This is a genomic window from Streptomyces toyocaensis (genome assembly GCF_000725125.1).
GTDB classification, from domain to species: Bacteria; Actinomycetota; Actinomycetes; order Streptomycetales; family Streptomycetaceae; genus Streptomyces; species Streptomyces toyocaensis.
In genome coordinates this window covers 79,212-96,846 of sequence record NZ_JFCB01000027.1, presented here as the reverse complement: position 1 = coordinate 96,846, position 17,635 = coordinate 79,212, and the positions used below count along the sequence as shown (strand labels likewise).

20 protein-coding genes and 1 tRNA gene are annotated in these 17,635 nt (G+C 73.6%); 14 read left to right on the top strand and 7 right to left on the bottom strand.

Going from position 1 to position 17,635, the window contains the following annotated elements; genetic code table 11:
* Positions 1-19: 19 nt before the first annotated feature.
* From BU52_RS25070 to BU52_RS25060, 3 genes are all read right to left on the bottom strand, one after another.
* Positions 20-1,606 (bottom strand): Stp1/IreP family PP2C-type Ser/Thr phosphatase, encoded by a 1,587-nt coding sequence (locus BU52_RS25070; RefSeq protein WP_200881278.1) that lies wholly within the window; start codon positions 1,604-1,606, stop codon positions 20-22.
* A 93-nt stretch (positions 1,607-1,699) separates the two neighbouring features.
* Entirely contained in the window at positions 1,700-2,209 is a 510-nt protein-coding gene (locus BU52_RS25065; protein WP_037938256.1) for an FHA domain-containing protein FhaB/FipA, read from the bottom strand.
* A 10-nt stretch (positions 2,210-2,219) separates the two neighbouring features.
* Entirely contained in the window at positions 2,220-3,074 is an 855-nt protein-coding gene (locus BU52_RS25060; RefSeq protein ID WP_037938255.1) for an FhaA domain-containing protein, read from the bottom strand.
* Positions 3,075-3,595: 521 nt separating this feature from the next.
* On the opposite strand from BU52_RS25060, the gene BU52_RS25055 reads away from it, so the two are divergent.
* The 7 genes from BU52_RS25055 to BU52_RS25025 all read left to right on the top strand — a co-directional run bounded on the left by BU52_RS25055 (position 3,596) and on the right by BU52_RS25025 (position 8,026).
* Positions 3,596-3,679, top strand: a tRNA-Leu gene (locus BU52_RS25055).
* Between the two features lie 322 nt (positions 3,680-4,001).
* Positions 4,002-4,358: a rhodanese-like domain-containing protein gene (locus tag BU52_RS25050; protein ID WP_037938252.1), complete on the top strand. Its 357-nt coding sequence runs from the start codon at positions 4,002-4,004 to the stop codon at positions 4,356-4,358.
* Positions 4,355-5,749 (top strand): MBL fold metallo-hydrolase, encoded by a 1,395-nt coding sequence (locus BU52_RS25045; RefSeq protein WP_037938250.1) that lies wholly within the window; start codon positions 4,355-4,357, stop codon positions 5,747-5,749. The genes BU52_RS25050 and BU52_RS25045 overlap by 4 nt, the downstream gene beginning before the upstream one ends.
* Positions 5,746-6,327, top strand: coding sequence for a rhodanese-like domain-containing protein (locus BU52_RS25040; protein ID WP_051858572.1), 582 nt, complete (start codon positions 5,746-5,748; stop codon positions 6,325-6,327). The genes BU52_RS25045 and BU52_RS25040 overlap by 4 nt, the downstream gene beginning before the upstream one ends.
* A gap of 5 nt (positions 6,328-6,332) precedes the next feature.
* The gene (locus tag BU52_RS25035) at positions 6,333-7,193 is read left to right on the top strand and encodes a sulfite exporter TauE/SafE family protein (protein WP_037938247.1); all 861 of its coding nucleotides are present in this window, start codon (positions 6,333-6,335) and stop codon (positions 7,191-7,193) included.
* 156 nt (positions 7,194-7,349) lie between these two features.
* A complete protein-coding gene (gene trxA / locus BU52_RS25030) occupies positions 7,350-7,718 on the top strand; it encodes a thioredoxin (RefSeq protein WP_037938245.1) in 369 nt (122 codons plus the stop codon).
* Positions 7,719-7,759: 41 nt separating this feature from the next.
* On the top strand, positions 7,760-8,026 hold the full coding sequence (locus tag BU52_RS25025) for a metal-sensitive transcriptional regulator (protein ID WP_037938242.1): 267 nt from the start codon (positions 7,760-7,762) through the stop codon (positions 8,024-8,026).
* An 18-nt stretch (positions 8,027-8,044) separates the two neighbouring features.
* Here the strand turns inward: BU52_RS25025 and BU52_RS25020 are convergent, their stop codons facing one another.
* Positions 8,045-8,440 (bottom strand): DUF302 domain-containing protein, encoded by a 396-nt coding sequence (locus tag BU52_RS25020; RefSeq protein ID WP_037938241.1) that lies wholly within the window; start codon positions 8,438-8,440, stop codon positions 8,045-8,047.
* Between the two features lie 186 nt (positions 8,441-8,626).
* Between BU52_RS25020 and BU52_RS25015 the strand changes: the two genes are divergently transcribed.
* The 3 genes from BU52_RS25015 to BU52_RS25005 are packed head-to-tail and all read left to right on the top strand — an operon-like array spanning position 8,627 to position 11,134.
* Entirely contained in the window at positions 8,627-9,991 is a 1,365-nt protein-coding gene (locus BU52_RS25015) for an MBL fold metallo-hydrolase (protein WP_037938238.1), read from the top strand.
* A gap of 37 nt (positions 9,992-10,028) precedes the next feature.
* Positions 10,029-10,388 (top strand): rhodanese-like domain-containing protein, encoded by a 360-nt coding sequence (locus tag BU52_RS25010; protein WP_037938236.1) that lies wholly within the window; start codon positions 10,029-10,031, stop codon positions 10,386-10,388.
* The gene (locus BU52_RS25005) at positions 10,385-11,134 is read left to right on the top strand and encodes a sulfite exporter TauE/SafE family protein (RefSeq protein WP_037938234.1); all 750 of its coding nucleotides are present in this window, start codon (positions 10,385-10,387) and stop codon (positions 11,132-11,134) included. Before BU52_RS25010 ends, BU52_RS25005 begins: the two co-directional genes overlap by 4 nt.
* A 26-nt stretch (positions 11,135-11,160) precedes the next feature.
* On the opposite strand, the gene BU52_RS25000 is transcribed toward BU52_RS25005, so the two are convergent.
* Complete coding sequence (locus BU52_RS25000) at positions 11,161-11,439, bottom strand: metal-sensitive transcriptional regulator (RefSeq protein WP_037938233.1); 279 nt, start codon at positions 11,437-11,439, stop codon at positions 11,161-11,163.
* A gap of 86 nt (positions 11,440-11,525) precedes the next feature.
* On the opposite strand from BU52_RS25000, the gene BU52_RS24995 reads away from it, so the two are divergent.
* Together BU52_RS24995 and BU52_RS24990 are read left to right on the top strand one after the other, a co-directional pair.
* Positions 11,526-12,092 carry a rhodanese-like domain-containing protein gene (locus BU52_RS24995; RefSeq protein WP_037938231.1) on the top strand — a complete coding sequence of 189 codons (567 nt, stop codon included), beginning with the start codon at positions 11,526-11,528 and terminating at the stop codon, positions 12,090-12,092.
* A 396-nt stretch (positions 12,093-12,488) separates the two neighbouring features.
* Positions 12,489-13,121: a response regulator gene (locus BU52_RS24990; protein WP_037938229.1), complete on the top strand. Its 633-nt coding sequence runs from the start codon at positions 12,489-12,491 to the stop codon at positions 13,119-13,121.
* A 46-nt stretch (positions 13,122-13,167) separates the two neighbouring features.
* On the opposite strand, the gene BU52_RS24985 is transcribed toward BU52_RS24990, so the two are convergent.
* A complete protein-coding gene (locus BU52_RS24985) occupies positions 13,168-14,094 on the bottom strand; it encodes an NAD-dependent epimerase/dehydratase family protein (protein WP_037938227.1) in 927 nt (308 codons plus the stop codon).
* Positions 14,091-15,062, bottom strand: a complete 972-nt coding sequence (locus BU52_RS24980) for a ScbA/BarX family gamma-butyrolactone biosynthesis protein (protein ID WP_327150825.1) — start codon at positions 15,060-15,062, stop codon at positions 14,091-14,093. Before BU52_RS24980 ends, BU52_RS24985 begins: the two co-directional genes overlap by 4 nt.
* Positions 15,063-15,295: 233 nt before the next feature.
* Between BU52_RS24980 and BU52_RS24975 the strand changes: the two genes are divergently transcribed.
* Together BU52_RS24975 and BU52_RS24970 are read left to right on the top strand one after the other, a co-directional pair.
* Positions 15,296-15,976 (top strand): ScbR family autoregulator-binding transcription factor, encoded by a 681-nt coding sequence (locus tag BU52_RS24975; RefSeq protein WP_037938226.1) that lies wholly within the window; start codon positions 15,296-15,298, stop codon positions 15,974-15,976.
* A 175-nt stretch (positions 15,977-16,151) separates the two neighbouring features.
* On the top strand, positions 16,152-17,603 hold the full coding sequence (locus BU52_RS24970) for a DUF2252 domain-containing protein (protein WP_051858570.1): 1,452 nt from the start codon (positions 16,152-16,154) through the stop codon (positions 17,601-17,603).
* The last annotated feature ends 32 nt before the right edge of the window (positions 17,604-17,635 follow it).

The window sequence follows — 17,635 nt, the reverse complement described above, 5'->3', positions numbered from 1 at the left end:
AGGGCCTCTCACGGCTTGCCTACTGCTTACCGCACAGCGAGACGACCTTCTGCTCCTCCTCCGAGAGGCTGGGGCCGGGGCTGGGAGTGGGTGCGGTCGTGGACGGGGGCGTGGTCTGCTCCGGGGCCTTCGTCGAGCCCGAGGGGCTCGGCGCCGGCGAGGCCTTGGACGCGAAGGAGACGGGTGTGGTTCCCGTGGTGCCTCCGGCCTCGCCCTCACCGGTCTTCGCGTTCTTCTCGCTCTGGGCGGCGCGCCGCTCGGCCTGCTTCCGGCACGCCGAGGCCTGCACCGAGAGTTCCTCGATCTTCTCCCGCGCGCCGTAGAGGTCGCCCTCGACGATCGTCGCCTCGACCAGCTTCCGCTGGTACGGCGGCAGGTACTTGAGTTCGATCTCGGGGTGGTCCTTCTCGACCTCCGAGAGCGAGACCCAGGCGAGGTCCTGGTTGATGCCCCGGTACAGCGCGACGTGCTCGTCCTTGGTGCCGACGTAGTACTGCGTCTGGGTCCAGCGCCAGCCGCCGTACAGGCCGCCGCCGACGACGGCGAGCGCGAGCAGGCCGTACACGGACCGCTTGAGCCACCTGCGGTTCCTGGCGGGCTTGACGAAGTCGTCGTCGCCGTAGTCGAAGCCGTCGGTGGGGATGAAGCCGGTGACGTCGCCGCTGCCGGGCGGGCCGAACTCGCCGCCGCCCTGGGAGCGCCGGCGGCCGAGTCCGGAGGCGCGGCCGGCCGGGGTCTGCATGATGCCGTTGTCGTGGAGCTGGTTCTGGTTCTCGGCGACCGCGCCCACCACCACGGGGGTGTCCGACAGCTGCCCGGCGAGGGTGTCACCGGTGTCGAGGTCCAGGACGTCGGCGACGATCACGGTGATGTTGTCGGGGCCGCCGCCGCGCAGCGCCAGCTCGATCAGGTTCTGGACGGTCTCCTCGGGACCCTGGTAGCCGGCCAGGGCGTCCTCGAGGGTCTGGTGGGAGACCACGCCGGACAGGCCGTCGGAGCAGATCAGGTACCGGTCGCCGGCCCGCACCTCGCGGATCGACAGGTCGGGCTCGACGTGCTCCCCGCTGCCCAGGGCCCGCATCAGCAGGGAGCGCTGCGGGTGGGTGGTGGCCTCCTCCTCGGTGATCCGGCCCTCGTCGACCAGACGCTGCACCCAGGTGTGGTCCTGGGTGATCTGGGTGAGGACGCCGTCGCGCAGGAGGTAGGCGCGGGAGTCGCCGACGTGCACCATGCCGAGGCGCTGACCGGTCCACAGCAGGGCGGTGAGGGTGGTGCCCATGCCTTCGAGCTGGGGGTCCTCCTCGACCATCATGCGCAGCTGGTCGTTGGCCCGCTGGACGGCGGTGCCGAGGGAGGTGAGCAGGTCGGAGCCGGGGACGTCGTCGTCGAGCGCCACGATGGTGGAGATCGCCTCGGAGGAGGCGACCTCGCCGGCCGCGGCGCCGCCCATGCCGTCGGCGATGGCGAGCAGGCGGGGACCGGCGTACCCGGAGTCCTCGTTGCCCTCCCGGATCATGCCCTTGTGCGATCCGGCGGCGAAGCGCAGGGACAGACTCATGCGCACCTCGCCCGTCGGCTCCGGGTACAGCCGGTCGTGTCGAGCCACACTGCCCACCCTCCGGTCGGGAGCGCGCCGGGACCCTGGGTGGGGGTCCCCACTGCGTGCTCGCTCCGCTCGCGCTCATTCATTGGTGTAGCACTACTTCCGCAGCTCGATGACGGTCTTGCCGATGCGGATCGGTGCGCCCAGCGAGATCGGCGTGGGGGTCGTCAGCCGGGTCCGGTCCAGGTAGGTGCCGTTGGTGGAGCCCAGGTCCTCGACGATCCACTGGCCGTCGCGGTCCGGGTAGATCCTGGCATGCCGGCTGGAGGCGTAGTCGTCGTCCAGCACGATCGTGCTGTCGTGTGCCCGGCCCAGGGTGATGGTCTGTCCCTGGAGGGCGACGGTGGTGCCGGTGAGGGTGCCCTCGGTCACGACCAGTTTGGTGGGGGTGTTGCGGCCGCGGCGTCCGCCGCCGGACTGCTGGCGCTGCTGCGGCGGCGCCTGGCGCGCGGCCTGCTGCGCCCGGCCGGAGTCCCGCCGGGATCCGCGCTGGGTGACGCGGGTGCCGAACAGGTCACTCCGGATGACCTGCACGGCCACGATCACGAACAGCCACAGTACGGCCAGGAACCCCAGCCGCATGACCGTGAGGGTCAGCTCTGACATTGCCCCCGCTTCACCCTTCGGCTTGCCTATAGATAACGGTGGTGCTGCCCACGACGATCCGCGAGCCGTCGCGGAGCGTAGCGCGGGTGGTGTGCTGTCCGTCCACCACGATGCCGTTGGTGGATCCGAGATCCTGGATCGTCGAGGGCGTTCCGGTCCGGATCTCGCAGTGCCGGCGGGAGACGCCGGGGTCGTCGATCCGCACGTCGGCGTCGGTGCTGCGGCCCATCACCAGGGTGGCGCGGGAGATCTGGTGGCGGGTGCCGTTGATCTCGATCCAGTAGCGGGTGCGTCCGCCGGGCGCGGGGGCGGCGGGGGGTCGCTGACCGCCCGCGGGCTGCGGGTAGCCGTACCCGCCGGGACGGCCGCCGGGGGGCGGCGCCGCGGGCATCGGCGGGGCGCCCGCTGCGGCGGGCGGGTAGCCGTAGCCGCCGGGACGGCCGGCCGGCGGGGCGCCGGCGGGACCCGCGGCTCCGGGGGCCTGGCTGGCGGAGGAGGCGAGCGTACGGCTGCGCACCCGGTACAGGCCGGTGTCGAGGTCCTCGGCCTTCTCCAGGTGCACCTTGATGGGGCCCATGAAGGTGTAGCGCTGCTGCTTGGCGTAGTCGCGCACCATGCCGGCGAGCTCGTCACCGAGCTGCCCGGAGTAGGGGCTGAGCCGCTCGAAGTCCGGGGTGCTCAGTTCGACGATGAAGTCGTTGGGTACGACGGTGCGGTCGCGGTTCCAGATGGTGGCGTTGTTGTCGCACTCCCGCTGGAGCGCTCCCGCGATCTCCACGGGCTGCACCTCGGACTTGAACACCTTGGCGAAGGTGCCGTTGACCAGACCTTCGAGACGCTGCTCGAACTTCTTCAGGACTCCCATGGGGCACCTCCTCCGTCGCCGCTGTCCTGTGTACTGCCCCGTGCACCGTTCCGTGCACCGCTTACCCGGTACTGCTTACTGATCGTATCCACGCGCCGCTCGATCGGCTGGTTCCCCCTGTCCGCCCGGTCGCCGGGTGTCGACGCCCTGACGGAGTTCCCTTCGGGGCTCCCCTCCGAACTCCTCGGGCCGTGCTCGTGCGCGTCGTGCTGCCATGGATCGTAGAGGGGGCCGAAGACCAGTGTCCCGCACCCGGCTGTGGACTCCGCCCGGCTCATGGGAAGACGGGGGTCACCGGTACGAGGTTGATACGTGGCGCGGCCGTCGTCGTTGCACGGCGCGCGCCCCGGCGGGTCCGGCGGGCGGCGGCCCCGGCCGGTGGCGGGACGCCGTGGGAGGCCCCCGCCGGCCGGGCCGGGGCGGAGGAAAGGGATGTGAATCCACCCCGGCCAGCGTGCTAATGTTCTGGGTGTCGGAAGGCGCAAGGCCCCACGGGGCAAGGGCTCGAAGACACACCCAATGCGCGGGTGGCGGAATAGGCAGACGCGCTGGATTCAGGTTCCAGTGCCCGCAAGGGCGTGGGGGTTCAACTCCCCCCTCGCGCACAACGAGAACCGATGAACGGGTCTCGGTCGGAGACGAAAGTTCCGACCGGGGCCCGTTTCTCGTTGCCGAGACGCTTGTGGCCGCCTCGCGCTCTTCCGGACGCACCTCACCAGGGCCCCGCCGTGATCTTTTTCACGGCGGGGCCCTGTGCGTCGACGCGTGTCCGAGGTGCCGCGCGGGAGCCCTCTGCCGACAGCGACAGCTCATGTGAGGCTCGTCACTTCGAGATACCCCCCGGGGCATAAACCCGATCCTGTTACGGTTGGGCTCAGGCATACCCCCCAGGGTATTTCTGAAAGCAAGTGAGCAGGAGTTCCCCGCATGGTTCCCGAGATCGACCAGCAGCGGTTCGCCGAGGCGCAGGCGGCAGGCGCCCTCGTCGTCGACGTCCGTAACGGCGGCGAGTACCGGTCCGGTCACGTCCCCGGCGCCCGCTCGGCACCGCTTCCCAACCTCCCGCTGATCCTCAGCGAGCTGCCCAAGGACCGCCCGGTCTACGTGATCTGCCAGAGCGGCGGCCGCAGCGCACAGGCCACCTCCCTGCTCCGCGACCTGGGCTACGACGCCCACAGCGTCAGCGGCGGCACCGCCGCCTGGATCGACGAGGGCCGCCCCGCCGCCACCGGCGACGAGCCCGGCGCCCCCACCGCCCCCGCCACCTCCGAGGAGACGCGATGATCACCGTCCTGCCCGTCGAGACCCCCGGCCTGGGGGACCGCACCTACCTCGCCCACGACGGTTCCGTGGCCCTGGTGGTCGACCCCCAGCGCGACTACGACCGCGTCACCGCGCTGGCCGCCGCCGCCGGAGTGCGGATCACCCACGTGTTCGAGACGCACATCCACAACGACTACGTCACCGGCGGCCTGGCCCTCGCCCGCGAAGTGGGCGCTCAGTACCTCGTGAACGCCGACGACGAGGTCTCCTACGAGCGGACCCCGGTCCGCGACGACCAGGTGATCGAGGTCGGCGACACCATGCGGGTGCGGGTGATCCACACGCCCGGCCACACCCACACCCACCTGTCCTACGCGCTGGAGGCCGGCGGCGAGCAGGTCGCGGTGTTCACCGGCGGCTCCCTGCTGTACGGCACCACGGGACGGCCGGACCTGCTGGGCCCGGACCACACCGACACCCTGGTGCGGGCCCAGTGGCGTTCGGCGCACCGGCTGGCCGAGGAACTCCCGGACGAGACCGCCGTCTACCCCACCCACGGGTTCGGCTCCTTCTGCTCCGCGACCCAGGCCGCCGGCCTGTCCAGCACCATCGGCGAGGAGAAGCGGACCAACACCGCGCTCACCGCCGACGAGGAGGCCTACGTCGGGCAGCTCCTGGCGGGCCTCGACGCCTTTCCGGCCTACTACGCCCACATGGGCCCGGCCAACTCCGGCGGGCCCGGCAGGCCGGACCTGTCCGCGCCGTCCGTGGCGGACCCGGCCGAGCTGCGGCGCCGGATCGAGGCCGGAGAGTGGGTGGTGGACCTGCGCGACCGCACCGCCTTCGCCGCCGGGCACCTCGCCGGCAGCCTCAACTTCGGTCTGGACGGCCAGTTCGTCACCTACCTGGGCTGGCTGATCCCGTGGGGCACTCCGGTCACCCTGCTCGGCGAGACCGCCGACGACGTGGCCGAGGCCCAGCGCGAGCTGGTCCGCATCGGCATCGACCGCCCGGCCGCCATGGCCACCGGCGGGCCCGAGGACTGGGCCGGCGGCGAGCCCCTGGCCTCCTACGAGCGTGCCGGCTTCGGCGACCTGAAGGCCGCTCTCGGCGGCGACGACCTCGTCGTCCTGGACGTGCGCCGTCACCAGGAGCGCGCCGAGGCGCACATACCGGGCTCGGTGCACATCCCCGTCCACGAGGTGCCGGGCCGCCTCGAGGAGATCCCCGCGGGCCGCGTCTGGGTGCACTGCGCCGGCGGCTACCGCGCCGGAGTCGTCGCCGCGCTGCTCCACGCCCGCGGCCGTGACGTCGTCGCCGTCGACGACAGCTTCGACAACGCCCTCGACCTGGGGCTGTGCCGCTCCGGCATCCCCGCCACCCGCGACAACCGACAGGAGATCAACGCGTGACCACCCCCACCACCCCCCGCAGCCTGACCATCGACGACCTGCGTGCCCGGCTCGACTCCGCCAACCCGCCGCGCCTGCTCGACGTCCGTTCCCCCGTCGAGTTCGAGGGCGCCCACATCCCCGGCTCCTACAACGTCCCGCTGGACACCCTGCGCGAGCACCGCGAGGAGCTGACGCGGCACCTGGACACCGACGTGGTGCTGGTGTGCCGCTCCGGCCAGCGCGCCGGCCAGGCCGAACGCGCCCTCGCCGAGGCCGGGCTCCCCGGCCTGGCGGTCCTGTCGGGCGGCATGACGGCCTGGGAGAAGTCCGGTGCGCCGACCAACTACGGTCAGGAGCGCTGGGACATGGAGCGCCAGGTCCGCCTGGTCGCCGGCTCCCTGGTGCTGGTCGGCGCCCTCGGCAGCTTCCTCGTCCCCGGTCTGCAGGCGCTGTCCGCGTTCGTCGGCGGCGGGCTGGCCTTCGCCGCCATCAGCAACACCTGTGCCATGGGTGTGATGCTGTCGAAGATGCCGTGGAACCGCACCCCGTCCTTCGACCCGCGCAAGGCCGTCGCCCAGCTCGCCGACGGCAGGTGACCGCCATGACGCTGACGCTGGTCCTGGTCCTCGCGCTGCTGGTCGGCGTCTCCCTCGGACTGCTCGGAGGAGGCGGGTCGATCCTGACCGTGCCGCTGCTGGTCTACGTCGCGGGCATGGACGCCAAGGAGGCCATCGCCACCTCCTTGTTCGTCGTCGGCGTCACCTCCGCCGTGGGCATGATCAACCATGCCCGCGGCGGACGGGTCCGCTGGCGCACGGGCGTCCTGTTCGGAGCGGCCGGCATGGCCGGCGCCTACACCGGCGGGCTGATCGGCGGTCACATTCCCGACGCCGTCCTGCTGATCGCCTTCGCGGTCATGATGATCGTCACCGCCGCCGCCATGCTCCGGGGCCGCCGAGGTGTCGACCCCGACCGGGCCCACCGGCAGTTGCCGGTGGGGCGGGTCCTGCTGGACGGCGCGGCCGTCGGCCTGGCCACCGGCCTCGTCGGTGCCGGCGGCGGCTTCCTCGTCGTCCCCGCCCTCGCCCTGCTGGGCGGCCTGCCCATGCCGGTGGCCATCGGCACCTCACTGCTGGTCATCGCGATGAAGTCCGCCGCGGGCTTCGCCGGTTACCTGTCGAGCGTCCAGATCGACTGGACCCTGACCCTGGCCGTCACCGGGTTCGCCGTCGTCGGCAGCTACGTCGGAGCGCGGCTGGCCGGGCGCGTCCCCGCCCACGTCCTGTCCCGGCTCTTCGCCTGGTTCGTGCTGGCCATGGGCACCTTCGTCCTGGTCCAGCAGGCCCCCGCCCAGGTGGCGGTCCCGATCCTGGCGGCCATCGCCGCGCTGGGCGCCGGTGCGGGCGTCTGCTACGGCCTCGTCGCCCGCTGTCCGCTGCGACGCACCGTCCACCGGACCTAGCGGTCACCCTCCCCCGCTGCCCCGGCGCACGCCCCCTCGGCGCGTCGGGGCAGCGGTATGCCGTGCGGTCCGGGGAATGGGCCGTCCCGTTCCGGTGTTCTTTACCCCAGGGGGTATCAAACGGCACCAGTCCGGTAAAAGGGAAGGGATCGATCGATGAGCACCGTCGCACTCACCGCCGCCGACTTCGAGAGCACCGTCACCGGCAACGACATCGTCCTCGTCGACTTCTGGGCCTCCTGGTGCGGACCGTGCCGGATGTTCGCCCCCGTCTACGAGAAGGCGTCCCAGGCCCACCCCGACATCGTCTTCGGCAAGGTCGACACCGAGGCCGAGCAGGCCCTGGCCGCAGCGGCGGACATCACCTCGATCCCCACGCTGATGGCCTTCCGGGGAGGGATCCTGGTCTTCTCCCAGCCCGGCGCCCTGCCGCCGCAGGCGCTGGACCAGTTGATCACCGCCGTCCGCGGGCTCGACATGGCCGAGGTCCGCGCCTCCCTCGCCACCCAGAGCCCCGGTCAGTGACCGCGGCCGGTCCCGGACCGGCCCCGTGAAAGGAAGAACCCATGGTCCAGCTCCCCGCCGACCAGGTGCGGTCGGCCGCCAACCGGCTCAAGCGCGCACAGGGCCAGCTCGCCGGCGTCGTGCGCATGCTGGAGGAAGGGCGTGACTGCGAGGAGGTCGTCACCCAGCTCGCCGCGGTCAACCGCGCGCTGGACAGGGCCGGCTTCGCCATCGTCGCCAGCGGTCTCAAGGAGTGCCTGAGCCAGGAGGGCGGCGCCGACAGCCTCGACACCCAGAAGATGGAGAAGCTCTTCCTCTCCCTCTCCTGACCCTCCGGCCCGGGCGGGTCAGGGGGCGGACAGGGCGGCGAGGGCGGCGTCCAGGCGGGCGGTGGCCTCCTCGGCGACGGGCCCGAGGGCGTCGAGGCCGGTCAGGGTGACCATGGTGCCCGGGTCGAGGGCCTGCACGAGCGTGTGGTCACCGTCGCGGCGCACGACGACGTTGCACGGCAGGAGCAGGCCGATGGAGCGGTCGGCCTCCAGCGCCCGGTGGGCGAGGGGCGGGTTGCAGGCCCCCAGGATCAGGTAGTCCTCCATGTCGTGGTCGAGCTTGGTCTTCAGGGTGGCCGTCACGTCGATCTCGGTGAGGACGCCGAATCCCTGGTCGGCGAGGGCCCGGCGGACGGCGGCGACGGCGGCGCCGAAGTCGGTGGTGGCCAGGCGGACGGTGCGGTCGTAGGACACGGTGCGCTGCTCCCTCGGTGCGGATACCTGATTCCCTTGATACCCCGCCGGGTACCCGTCGCGGGGGACGCGATGCCGGACCGGTCGCCCGGGCAGGCCCTGAAATACCCCCCTAGGTATTCCTGCTAGGGTGAGTGGACCGGACACCCCCCGAGGTACACAGTCTCTTGTGGAGGAGCCGTAGCCGTGTTCTTCGTCGACACCCTGGAGTTCGAGGGTCTGGGCAACCGCAGCTATCTGGCGGGCGGCGCCCGCGGGGCGGTCGTCGTCGACCCGCCGCGCGACATCGACCAGGTGATCGCCGCCGCGGTGGAACGCGGGGTGCGCATCGCGTACGTCGCCGAGACCCACGTGCACAACGACTACGTCAGCGGCGGCCTGGAACTGGCCCGCGTCACCGGCGCCTCCTACCTGGTGCCGGCCGCGGCCGACGTGTCCTTCGCCCGCGCCCCGGTCTCCGACGGCGACACCGTCGAGGTGGACGAGCGCCTGGCCCTGCGCGCGGTCGCGACCCCCGGCCACACCCCGCACCACACCTCCTACGTCCTGGAGCAGGACGGGCGCGGGGTGGCGGCGTTCACCGGCGGTTCCCTGCTGATCGGCACGGTGGGCCGCCCGGACCTGGTGGAGCCCCGGCTGACGGAGGAGCTCGCCCGCGCCCAGCACGCCTCCGCGCACCGCCTGGCCGACGAGCTGGACGACGAGGTCCCGGTGCTGCCCACCCACGGTTTCGGCAGCTTCTGCTCCTCCTCCCAGGCCGAGGGGGACGCGACCACGATCGGCAAGGAGCGCGCCACCAACGACGCGCTCACCCTGGACGTGGACACCTTCGTGGAACGGGTGCTGGCCGGCCTCGACGACGTGCCCGCGTACTACGCGCACATGGGCCCGGCCAATACCGCGGGACCCGTGCCCGTCGACCTCACCCCGCCGGAGCCGGCCGACGCCGGGCAGATCGCGCGGCGGCTGGCGGCGGGCGAGTGGGTGGTGGACCTGCGCAGCCGGGTGGCCTTCGCCGAGGGGCACGTGGCCGGATCGTTCAACTTCGAGGGGGACGGCAAGCTCGCCACCTACCTGGCCTGGCTGATCCCGTGGGGCAAGCCCGTCACCCTGCTCGCCGACACCCCCGGGCAGATCGCCGACGCGCAGCGGGAACTGGCCCGTGTCGGCATCGACCGCCCGGCGGCCGCCGCCACCGGCGGCCCCGCCGCCTGGGTCCGCGAGGGGGAACAGGCCGCCTCCTTCCCGCGCGCCCGCTTCGCCGACCTCGCCGGCGTGCGCGAGCGCGGCGAGGACGTGGTGGTGCTGGACGTGCGGCGGACCTCCGAACGCGTGGGGGGCCACATCGACGGGTCGGTGCACATCCCGGTCCACGAGGTGCACGGCCGGATCGGCGAGGTGCCGGCCGGGACCGTGTGGGTGCACTGCGCGAGCGGCATGCGCGCGGCGATCGCGGCCTCCCTGCTGGACGCCGCCGGACGGGACGTGGTCGCCGTCGACGACGGCTTCGACGCCGCCGGCGAGGCGGGCCTGACCGTGACCCGCCACTGATCACCCCATCCGCCCACCCCAAGCCAAGGGCACGACCATGTTCCTCTTCCGACGCGGCACGGACCGCCTCACCCCCGAGCAGGCCCGCACCCGCACGGGCGACGGCACCGCCGTCCTGCTCGACGTGCGCGAGGTGCCGGAGTGGAGGGCCGGGCACGCGCCCGGCGCCGTCCACCTGCCCCTGACCCGGCTGCTGGCCGGAGCCGCCCTGCCGCCGGACGTGCGGGACCGGCCGGTGGTGGCGATCTGCCGCTCCGGGCACCGTTCGCAGCAGGCGGCCAAGCTCCTGGCCTCCCGCGGCGTCGACGCCGTCGACGTCACCGGCGGCATGAAGGCCTGGGCGACGGCCGGGCTGCCGGTCGTCGACGAGCGCGGGCAGGGCGGCCGGATCGCGTGAGCGCACTGGTCCTGGCCCTGGTCGCGGGGGCCGTGGTCGGCCTGGCGCTCGGCGCGCTCGGCGGCGGCGGCAGCGTCCTGGCCGTTCCCGCCCTGATCTACCTGCTCGGTTTCTCCCCCGCCGCGGCCACCACCGGCAGCCTCGTCATCGTCACCGTGACCTCGCTGACCGCGCTGTACGCCCATGCCCGCGCGGGAAACGTACGGTGGAGAGCCGGCGCGGCGTTCGCCGCCGCGGGCCTGTTGCCGGCGGCGCTGGCGGGAGCCGCCGCCGCCCGTCTGCCGCAGGCCGTCCTCACCCTCGCCTTCGCGGTGGTCGCGGCCGTCGCCGCACTGAAGATGCTCAGGCCCGCCGACCCGGCCGGCAGGAGGGCCCGCCCGGTACGGCCGGGCAGGGCCGCCGTGACGGGGGCGGGACTGGGCGCGCTGACCGGACTGCTGGGCGTCGGCGGCGGTTTCCTCGCCGTGCCGGCCCTGGTCACCGTCCTGGGCTTCGAGATGCGGGCCGCCGTCGGCACCAGCCTGCTGGTCATCACGGCCAACTCCCTGGCCTCGCTCGCCACCCGCTCGGGCGCGGCGGTCTCCCTCGACTGGGCGGTGATCGGCCCCTTCATCGCGGCCGCCGTCCTGGGCGCGTGGGACGGCAAACGCCTCGCCGCGAAGGTCTCAGGACCCGGCCTGCAGCGCGTCTTCGCGGTGGTCCTGCTGGCCGTGGCCGCCTTCATGCTCGCCGACGCGGTGACATGAGCCGGTGCTCCGGCCGGAGACGGTGCTCAGGCCAGCGACAGGAACAGCTTCTCCAGGCGGGCGCGCATCACGTCCCGGTCCCCGTTCACCTGTCCGCCCTCCGCCATGCAGTGCTGCAGCCCCGTCGCGATGATCGCGAACCCGGCCCGGTCCAGCGCCCGGGAGACCGCGGCGAGCTGGGTGATCACGTCCTCGCAGTCCCGCCCCTCCTCGATCATCCGGATGATCCCCGCGATCTGCCCCTGTGCCCGTCGCAGCCGGTTGAGCACGCTCTTCAGCTCGTCGGCCGCCATGTCCAGTTCCACGCATCCTCCTCATTGATACCCCATAGGGTATTCTAGTCCGTTCGGCACCATTCCGGACGAAGAGACGAAAGGCAGCTCCCCTCCCCATGAGCACCCCCGCCACCATCGACCCCGCCCAGGCCGCCGAGCGTCTGAGCACCTACACGGTCATCGACGTGCGCACCCCCGGTGAGTACGCCGCCGGTCACCTGCCCGGCGCCCACAACATCCCCCTCGACCACCTGCACACCGCCCTGCCCGCCCTCAAAACGGTAGCCGCCCGCGGCGATCTGCTGATGGTGTGCGCCTCCGGCAACCGCTCCGTCACCGCCTGCGAGCAACTCGCGGCCGCCGACATCGCCGCCACCACCCTCACCGGCGGCACCAGTGCCTGGGCCGCCGCGGGGCACCGCGTCGACCGTGACGGCACCGCCAGGCCCGTCTGGCCCATGGAGCGCCAGGTCCGTCTCGCCGCCGGCTCCCTCGTCGTGGCCGGCCTCGCGCTCGGCACCCGCTACCGGCCCGCCCGCTGGCTGTCCGCGGCGATCGGCAGCGGCCTGGTCTTCTCCGCCGTCACCGACACCTGCGGCATGGCCGCCGTCCTCTCCAAGCTCCCGCACAACCGGCCCCGCACCGCCGACCTGGACGCCACCCTGCAGGCCCTCGTCCGGTGACCCCGGCCGTCCGCACGGCGGCCGGGGCGGGGGTCCCGGCCGCCTGGGGCCTGTCCGGCGGGACAAGCCGGAGGGAACCGGCGGTGCGCTGAGGCCCAGGTGAGCGAGGGCTGGTGCGGCCGGCCGCGAGACGGAGGAGGGCGTCGACGCGGTCGCCGCCCCCCCGCTCATGGGGGAGAAGCCGGGAGGGCGGAGTCGGCGACCGACGACAACGCCGCAGACAGGCGTGCCGGTCCTCACGTCTCCGGCATGATCCGCCGGACAGGCCCTACGCGCGCAGGGCGGCCGATCGCAGGGCGACCGCGGCCCGGACGACCGCCGTGGTCGTGGCGAGGGCGGCGCAGACCGCCGTGACGCCCCCTGCTCCCCCTGACGGACGGCCGGGCGCTGCGCGTCGTGCCGGCCGAGGACAGCGTGCTGCTGCGGGAGGGCCTGACCGGTCTGCTCCAGCGGTGCGGGCACGAGGTCGTCGCGGCGGTCGGCGACGCCGGGGCGCCGGTCGCCGCGGTCGGGGAGCACGACCCGGACATCGTGGTGACGGACGTCCGGATGCCCCCGGGCTTCCAGGACGAGGGCCTGCACGCGGCCGTGCGGCTGCGCACCGAGCGGCCCGCCCTGCCCGTCCTGGTCCTCAGCCAGTACGTCCAGCGCCGGTACGCCTCCGACCTGCTGGACTCGGGTGACGGCACGGGCGTCGGCTACCTGCTGAAGGACCGGGTCGGCCACGTCGAGGAGTTCGTGGCCGCGCTGGGCGACGTCGCGGCCGGCGGCACGGTGGTGGACCCCGAGGTCGTACGGCAGTTGCTGCGCAGGCGGCGTGATCCGCCGGAGCGGCTGTCCCCGCGGGAGCGCGAGGTGCTGGCGCTGATCGCCGAGGGCAGGTCCAACGGTGCGATCGCGCGTGAGCCGGTGGTGTCCGAGGCGGCCGTCGGCAAGCACATCGGCGGCATCTTCTCCGAGCTGGACCTGCCGCCGGGGGACGGGACGCACCGGCGGGTCCTGGCGGTACCGGCCTATCTGCGGGCGTGAGCCGGCGTACCGCCGCGTGACGGGCGCCGCACACCGGGCGGACGGTTCATCCGGCGCCGGCCAGGTGCGCCCGGTACCAGGGGGCCGACCGCGCGAAGGCCGGGGCGAAGCCCGCACCCGGTGAGCAGTCCAGGTCCTTCCAGAAGCCGTCGTCCGCGAACCAGTGGTCCACGGTGAGCAGGTCCAGGTGGTGCAGCGCGCGCGGGGAGCCGGCGGCCCGCGCGCGGGCCGTGGCCACGTCCACCGTGGCACCGTCGCCGGGCCGCTCCACCTGCGCGCACACGGCCGCGAGCAGGTCCGCGGAGGGGACGGGATCCGGATGGGCGACGTAGTGGGCGCCGGGCCCGTGGTGGGGGGACAGCGCCGCGGCGACGACCGCCCGGCCCAGGGTGCCGACGTCGATCATCGAGTGGAGGGCCGCGCAGCCGGTGGGCACCGCGCACAACTCCCGCAGCAGCCCGACCAGTCCGGGGACCATCCAGCGGTCGCCCTCGCCGTGGACAAGGTGGGGACGCAGCACCAGTCCGCCCGCGCCGAGCACGTGCCGCTCGGCCGCGGCGCGGGTGCGGCTGGTGGCGGAGACGGGAGCGACCGGGACCGCGCCGGGCCGTACGCCGCGAAACGGGCCACGGCCGTGGACCGAGGCGGTGCTCACGTACACGATCCGGCGCACCCCGCTCCGTACGGCCTCCTCCACCAGGGCCCGCGTGCCGAGGTCGTTGACCGCCGCGGCGGACTCCGGGTCGCCGCCCACACGGGAGGCGCAGTGGACGAGGACGTCGACGCCGGCGCAACTGCCGCGCAGCGTACGGGGGTCGGCCAGGTCACCGGGCACCGTCCCGGGGTCCTGGCGCCCGCCCTGCGCACGGCGGGACAGCGACCGGACGCGGACCCCCGGGCGCTCGCGGGCCGCCGTGGCGACCCGGCTGCCGATGAAGCCCGTCGCGCCGGTGAGCAGGAGGTCGACGGTCACGTCAGCGACCGCACCGGGGCGCCGGGGGAGCAGGTGAGGGTGGCGGCGAAGACGGGCTCGTCGTCCTGCCGCCCCGACACCCGCACCGTCACCCCGTCCTCGTCCTTGTCGAGCACCTCGGCGTCGATCCAGCAGGGGCTGTCCAGTTCGGCGTAGCGGCTGAAGGAGACGGACAGGTCGGAGGGCAGGAAGGGCCGCCGGCCCGACGCCGCGGTCGCCGCCTGGCGGGCGGCCTCGAACAGGACCATGCCGGGGACGTGGTCGTTGGGGCGCGGGAAGAGCACCGGGTGCCCGGTGTCGACGCGCAGGAGCCAGGTCTCGGGCCGGCCGGACGATGCGAGGACGACGTCCTCCGCGCGGGCGCGGCCCACCCGCGCGGGCGGCACCGGGCCCGGCAGCGGTATTCGGGCGCCCTGGGCGGCCAACTGGCGTTCCCGGATGCGGCGGTAGGCGGCCGGTGAGGTGCAGCCCGTGCTGCCGGTGCCGCGGGCGACGAGCCGGCCCGCGCGGCGGAACTCCATGGTCGTGCGCATGCCGTTCAGACCGCGGCCCCGGCGGCGCACCTCGGAACAGACCACGTCCACGGTGACCGGCTCGGCCGCCTCGGCGAGCAGCAACGCGGCCGGATCCGTCGAGATCTCCAGGTCGCGCATGACGAAATGGGTGTCGGCGGGGGCGCCGTACTCGGCGTGGGCGAGGGCCATCGAGGTCTGACGCAACGTTTCACCGACGATCATCGGATCGTGGTGGCGGTCGTCGACGGGGCCGAAGAAGCCGTGGTCGGCGGGCCAGTGCGCGGTGACGCGGAAGCGGTCGGCCGAGATCCGGACCCATTCCACCGGGAAGACGTCCGCCGCGCGGGAGCGGTGGGCCAGTTCCGGTGTGACGCGGATGCGTAACGGGGCGGTTCCCGCGGCGATCGCGGGCGAGCCCTCTCGTCCGGCCTGATCCTCCATGGGCGTGCTCAAGGAATGCGGCTGCGGCATGAGGAACCCCCGGGATCGGCAATCTGGCTCCGGTCGGTTCGCACTAAGATACGGACGGGATGGTTTTTTTCCAAGGGTGATCCACATCGCCGGATGTGTGCCGAGTGCCCCGCACGGCGCGTCGGACCGCACGGCGGCCTTCACTCCCGCTTCACTGCGCCCGCACGGTGCGCCCCATGAGATCCACGAGAGTCCACGCAGATCAGGAGGCATCGATGGCGCGACAGGAGCGCGCGATCCGCACCCGGCGGACGATCCTGGAGGCGGCGGCGGCCGTCTTCGACGAACGCGGCTACACCTCGGCGACCATCGGGGAGATCCTGGAGCGGGCCGGGGTCACCAAGGGCGCGCTCTACTTCCACTTCGGCTCCAAGGAGGAGCTGGCGCTCGGCGTGTTCGAGGAGCAGCTGGCGATCTCCCTGCCGCCCCAGTCGAGCAAGCTGCAGGAGCTGGTCGACTCCGGCCTGGTACTGGCGCTGCGGCTGAGGACCGAGCCGCTGGTGCGGGCCAGCGTCGGACTGGCCCTGGACCAGGGGGCGCTGGGGCTGGACCGCACCCCGGCGTTCGGCATGTGGATCGACCAGACCACCCGGCAGCTGGCCGAGGCCAAGGCGAGAGGCGAGCTGCTGCCGCACGTCGACGCCACGGAGACGGCGGAACTGCTGGTCGCGAGCTTCTCGGGGGTGCAGCTCCTGTCCCAGCTGCGCTGCCAGCGGCAGGACCTTGAGCACCGGGTCGTCGTGCTGTTCCAGCACATGCTGCCGGGCGTCGCCGTTCCCGCGGTGCTGGCCCGCCTGGACATCTCACCGGACCGCGCCGGACGGCTGCTCGCCGAGGAGCGGGAGGATCGGGAGGAGCGGGAGGAGCGGACGGTGGCGGAGGCGGAGGCGGGGTAGGCGCCGGCGCGCGGCCCCCTGGGGCCACCCGGTGGTCCACACGCCGTGAGTTGTCCACAGGGGCCTGACACGTTTCGGCCACCGGCGGTACGGTCGGCACGATCGATGGCGAGGCGTGTGTACGGCGCACAGGTGTCCGTGGACGACGCGCGGGTGTACGGGGGAGGCGGTTGCCGTGACCGAATGCAGTGCCGGGAGGACGGGGACCGGGGAGGATGCCGGGACCGGCGGCACGGGTGCGGTGCGGCGGCTGCCGCGGGTGCCCGGCTTCGCCGAGTGGCCCGCCGCGGGCTCGCCCAAGGCGGAGGGCAAGGCCCTGCGCGAGAAGGTCCCGCGCGACGCGCACGCCGCCTTCGACCCGGATGCCTCCCGCCCCGACGCCGTGAGCGCCGTCGAGGAGTCCGGCCGCGGCCGGCTGCCCGAGCTGACACCGCTGCGGGTCGGCAGGATGGCGGCCACCCCGTTCGCCTTCCTGCGCGGCTCCGCAGGCCTCATGGCCCACGACCTGGCCCGCACCCCCGTGACCGGGATCGGCGCACAGATCTGCGGTGACGCCCACGCGGCGAACTTCGGTCTCTACGGGGACGCGCGCGGCGGCCTCGTCATCGACCTGAACGACTTCGACGAGACCGTGCACGGCCCCTGGGAGTGGGACCTCAAGCGGCTCGCCGCCTCCCTGGTGCTCGCCGGGCGGGAAGCCGGCGCGGACGAGGACACCTGCCGCGCGGCCGCTCACGACACCGTGGGCGCCTACCGGCGCACGATGCGGCTGCTGTCCAAGCTGCCGGCGCTGGACGCCTGGAACGCCATCGCGGACGAGGAACTGGTCTCCCACACCGACGCCCACGACCTCCTCGGCACGCTGGAGCGGGTCTCCGAGAAGGCACGTGCGAACACCAGCGGCCGGTTCGCGGCCAAGTCCACCGAGGAGACCGCGGACGGCGGGCGCCGCTTCGTCGACGCGCCGCCGGTGCTGCGCCGGACACCGGACGCCGAGGCCGCGCTGGTGGCCGCGTCCCTGGAGCAGTACCTCGGCACGCTCCCCCCGGACCGCCATCCGCTGCTCGCCCGGCACGCGGTGCACGACGTGGCGTTCCGCGTCGTCGGCACCGGCAGCGTCGGCACCCGCTCGTACGTCGTGCTGCTCCTGGACCACCGGGGCGAGCCCCTGGTGCTCCAGGTCAAGGAGGCCCGTCCCTCGGCACTGGTGCCGCATCTGCCGGCGGTCGGCTTCCCCACTCCCGAGGCCGGTCACGAGGGCATGCGGGTGGTGCACGGCCAGAAGCGGATGCAGGTGGTGAGCGACAGTCTGCTCGGCTGGACGACGGTCGACGGCCGGCCCTTCCAGGTGCGCCAGTTCCGCAACCGCAAGGGCAGTGTGGACCCGGCGGCGCTGGCCGCCGACCAGGTCGACGACTACGCCCGGATGACCGGCGCCCTGCTGGCCCGCGCCCACTCCCACAGCGCCGACCCCCGCCTGATCGCCGGTTACTGCGGCAAGAACGACGAGCTGGACGAGGCGGTGGCCGCCTTCGCCGTCGCCTACGCCGACCGCACGGAGGCGGACCACGCCGACCTGGTGACGGCGGTGCGCTCCGGGCGGATCGCGGCGGAGACGGGGGTGTGAGCGGGCGCCCGGGACGATCGTGCGCCTCCGGC

Coding starts and splice junctions, on each gene's coding strand:
- BU52_RS24995 (WP_037938231.1), top strand. CDS start 11,526: ATGAGCACCCCCGCCACCATCGACCCCGCCCAGGCCGCCGAGCGTCTG.
- BU52_RS25010 (WP_037938236.1), top strand. CDS start 10,029: ATGTTCCTCTTCCGACGCGGCACGGACCGCCTCACCCCCGAGCAGGCC.
- trxA (WP_037938245.1), top strand. CDS start 7,350: ATGAGCACCGTCGCACTCACCGCCGCCGACTTCGAGAGCACCGTCACC.
- BU52_RS25060 (WP_037938255.1), bottom strand. CDS start 3,074: ATGGGAGTCCTGAAGAAGTTCGAGCAGCGTCTCGAAGGTCTGGTCAAC.
- BU52_RS25025 (WP_037938242.1), top strand. CDS start 7,760: ATGGTCCAGCTCCCCGCCGACCAGGTGCGGTCGGCCGCCAACCGGCTC.
- BU52_RS25045 (WP_037938250.1), top strand. CDS start 4,355: ATGATCACCGTCCTGCCCGTCGAGACCCCCGGCCTGGGGGACCGCACC.
- BU52_RS24975 (WP_037938226.1), top strand. CDS start 15,296: ATGGCGCGACAGGAGCGCGCGATCCGCACCCGGCGGACGATCCTGGAG.
- BU52_RS25035 (WP_037938247.1), top strand. CDS start 6,333: ATGACGCTGACGCTGGTCCTGGTCCTCGCGCTGCTGGTCGGCGTCTCC.
- BU52_RS25050 (WP_037938252.1), top strand. CDS start 4,002: ATGGTTCCCGAGATCGACCAGCAGCGGTTCGCCGAGGCGCAGGCGGCA.
- BU52_RS25065 (WP_037938256.1), bottom strand. CDS start 2,209: ATGTCAGAGCTGACCCTCACGGTCATGCGGCTGGGGTTCCTGGCCGTA.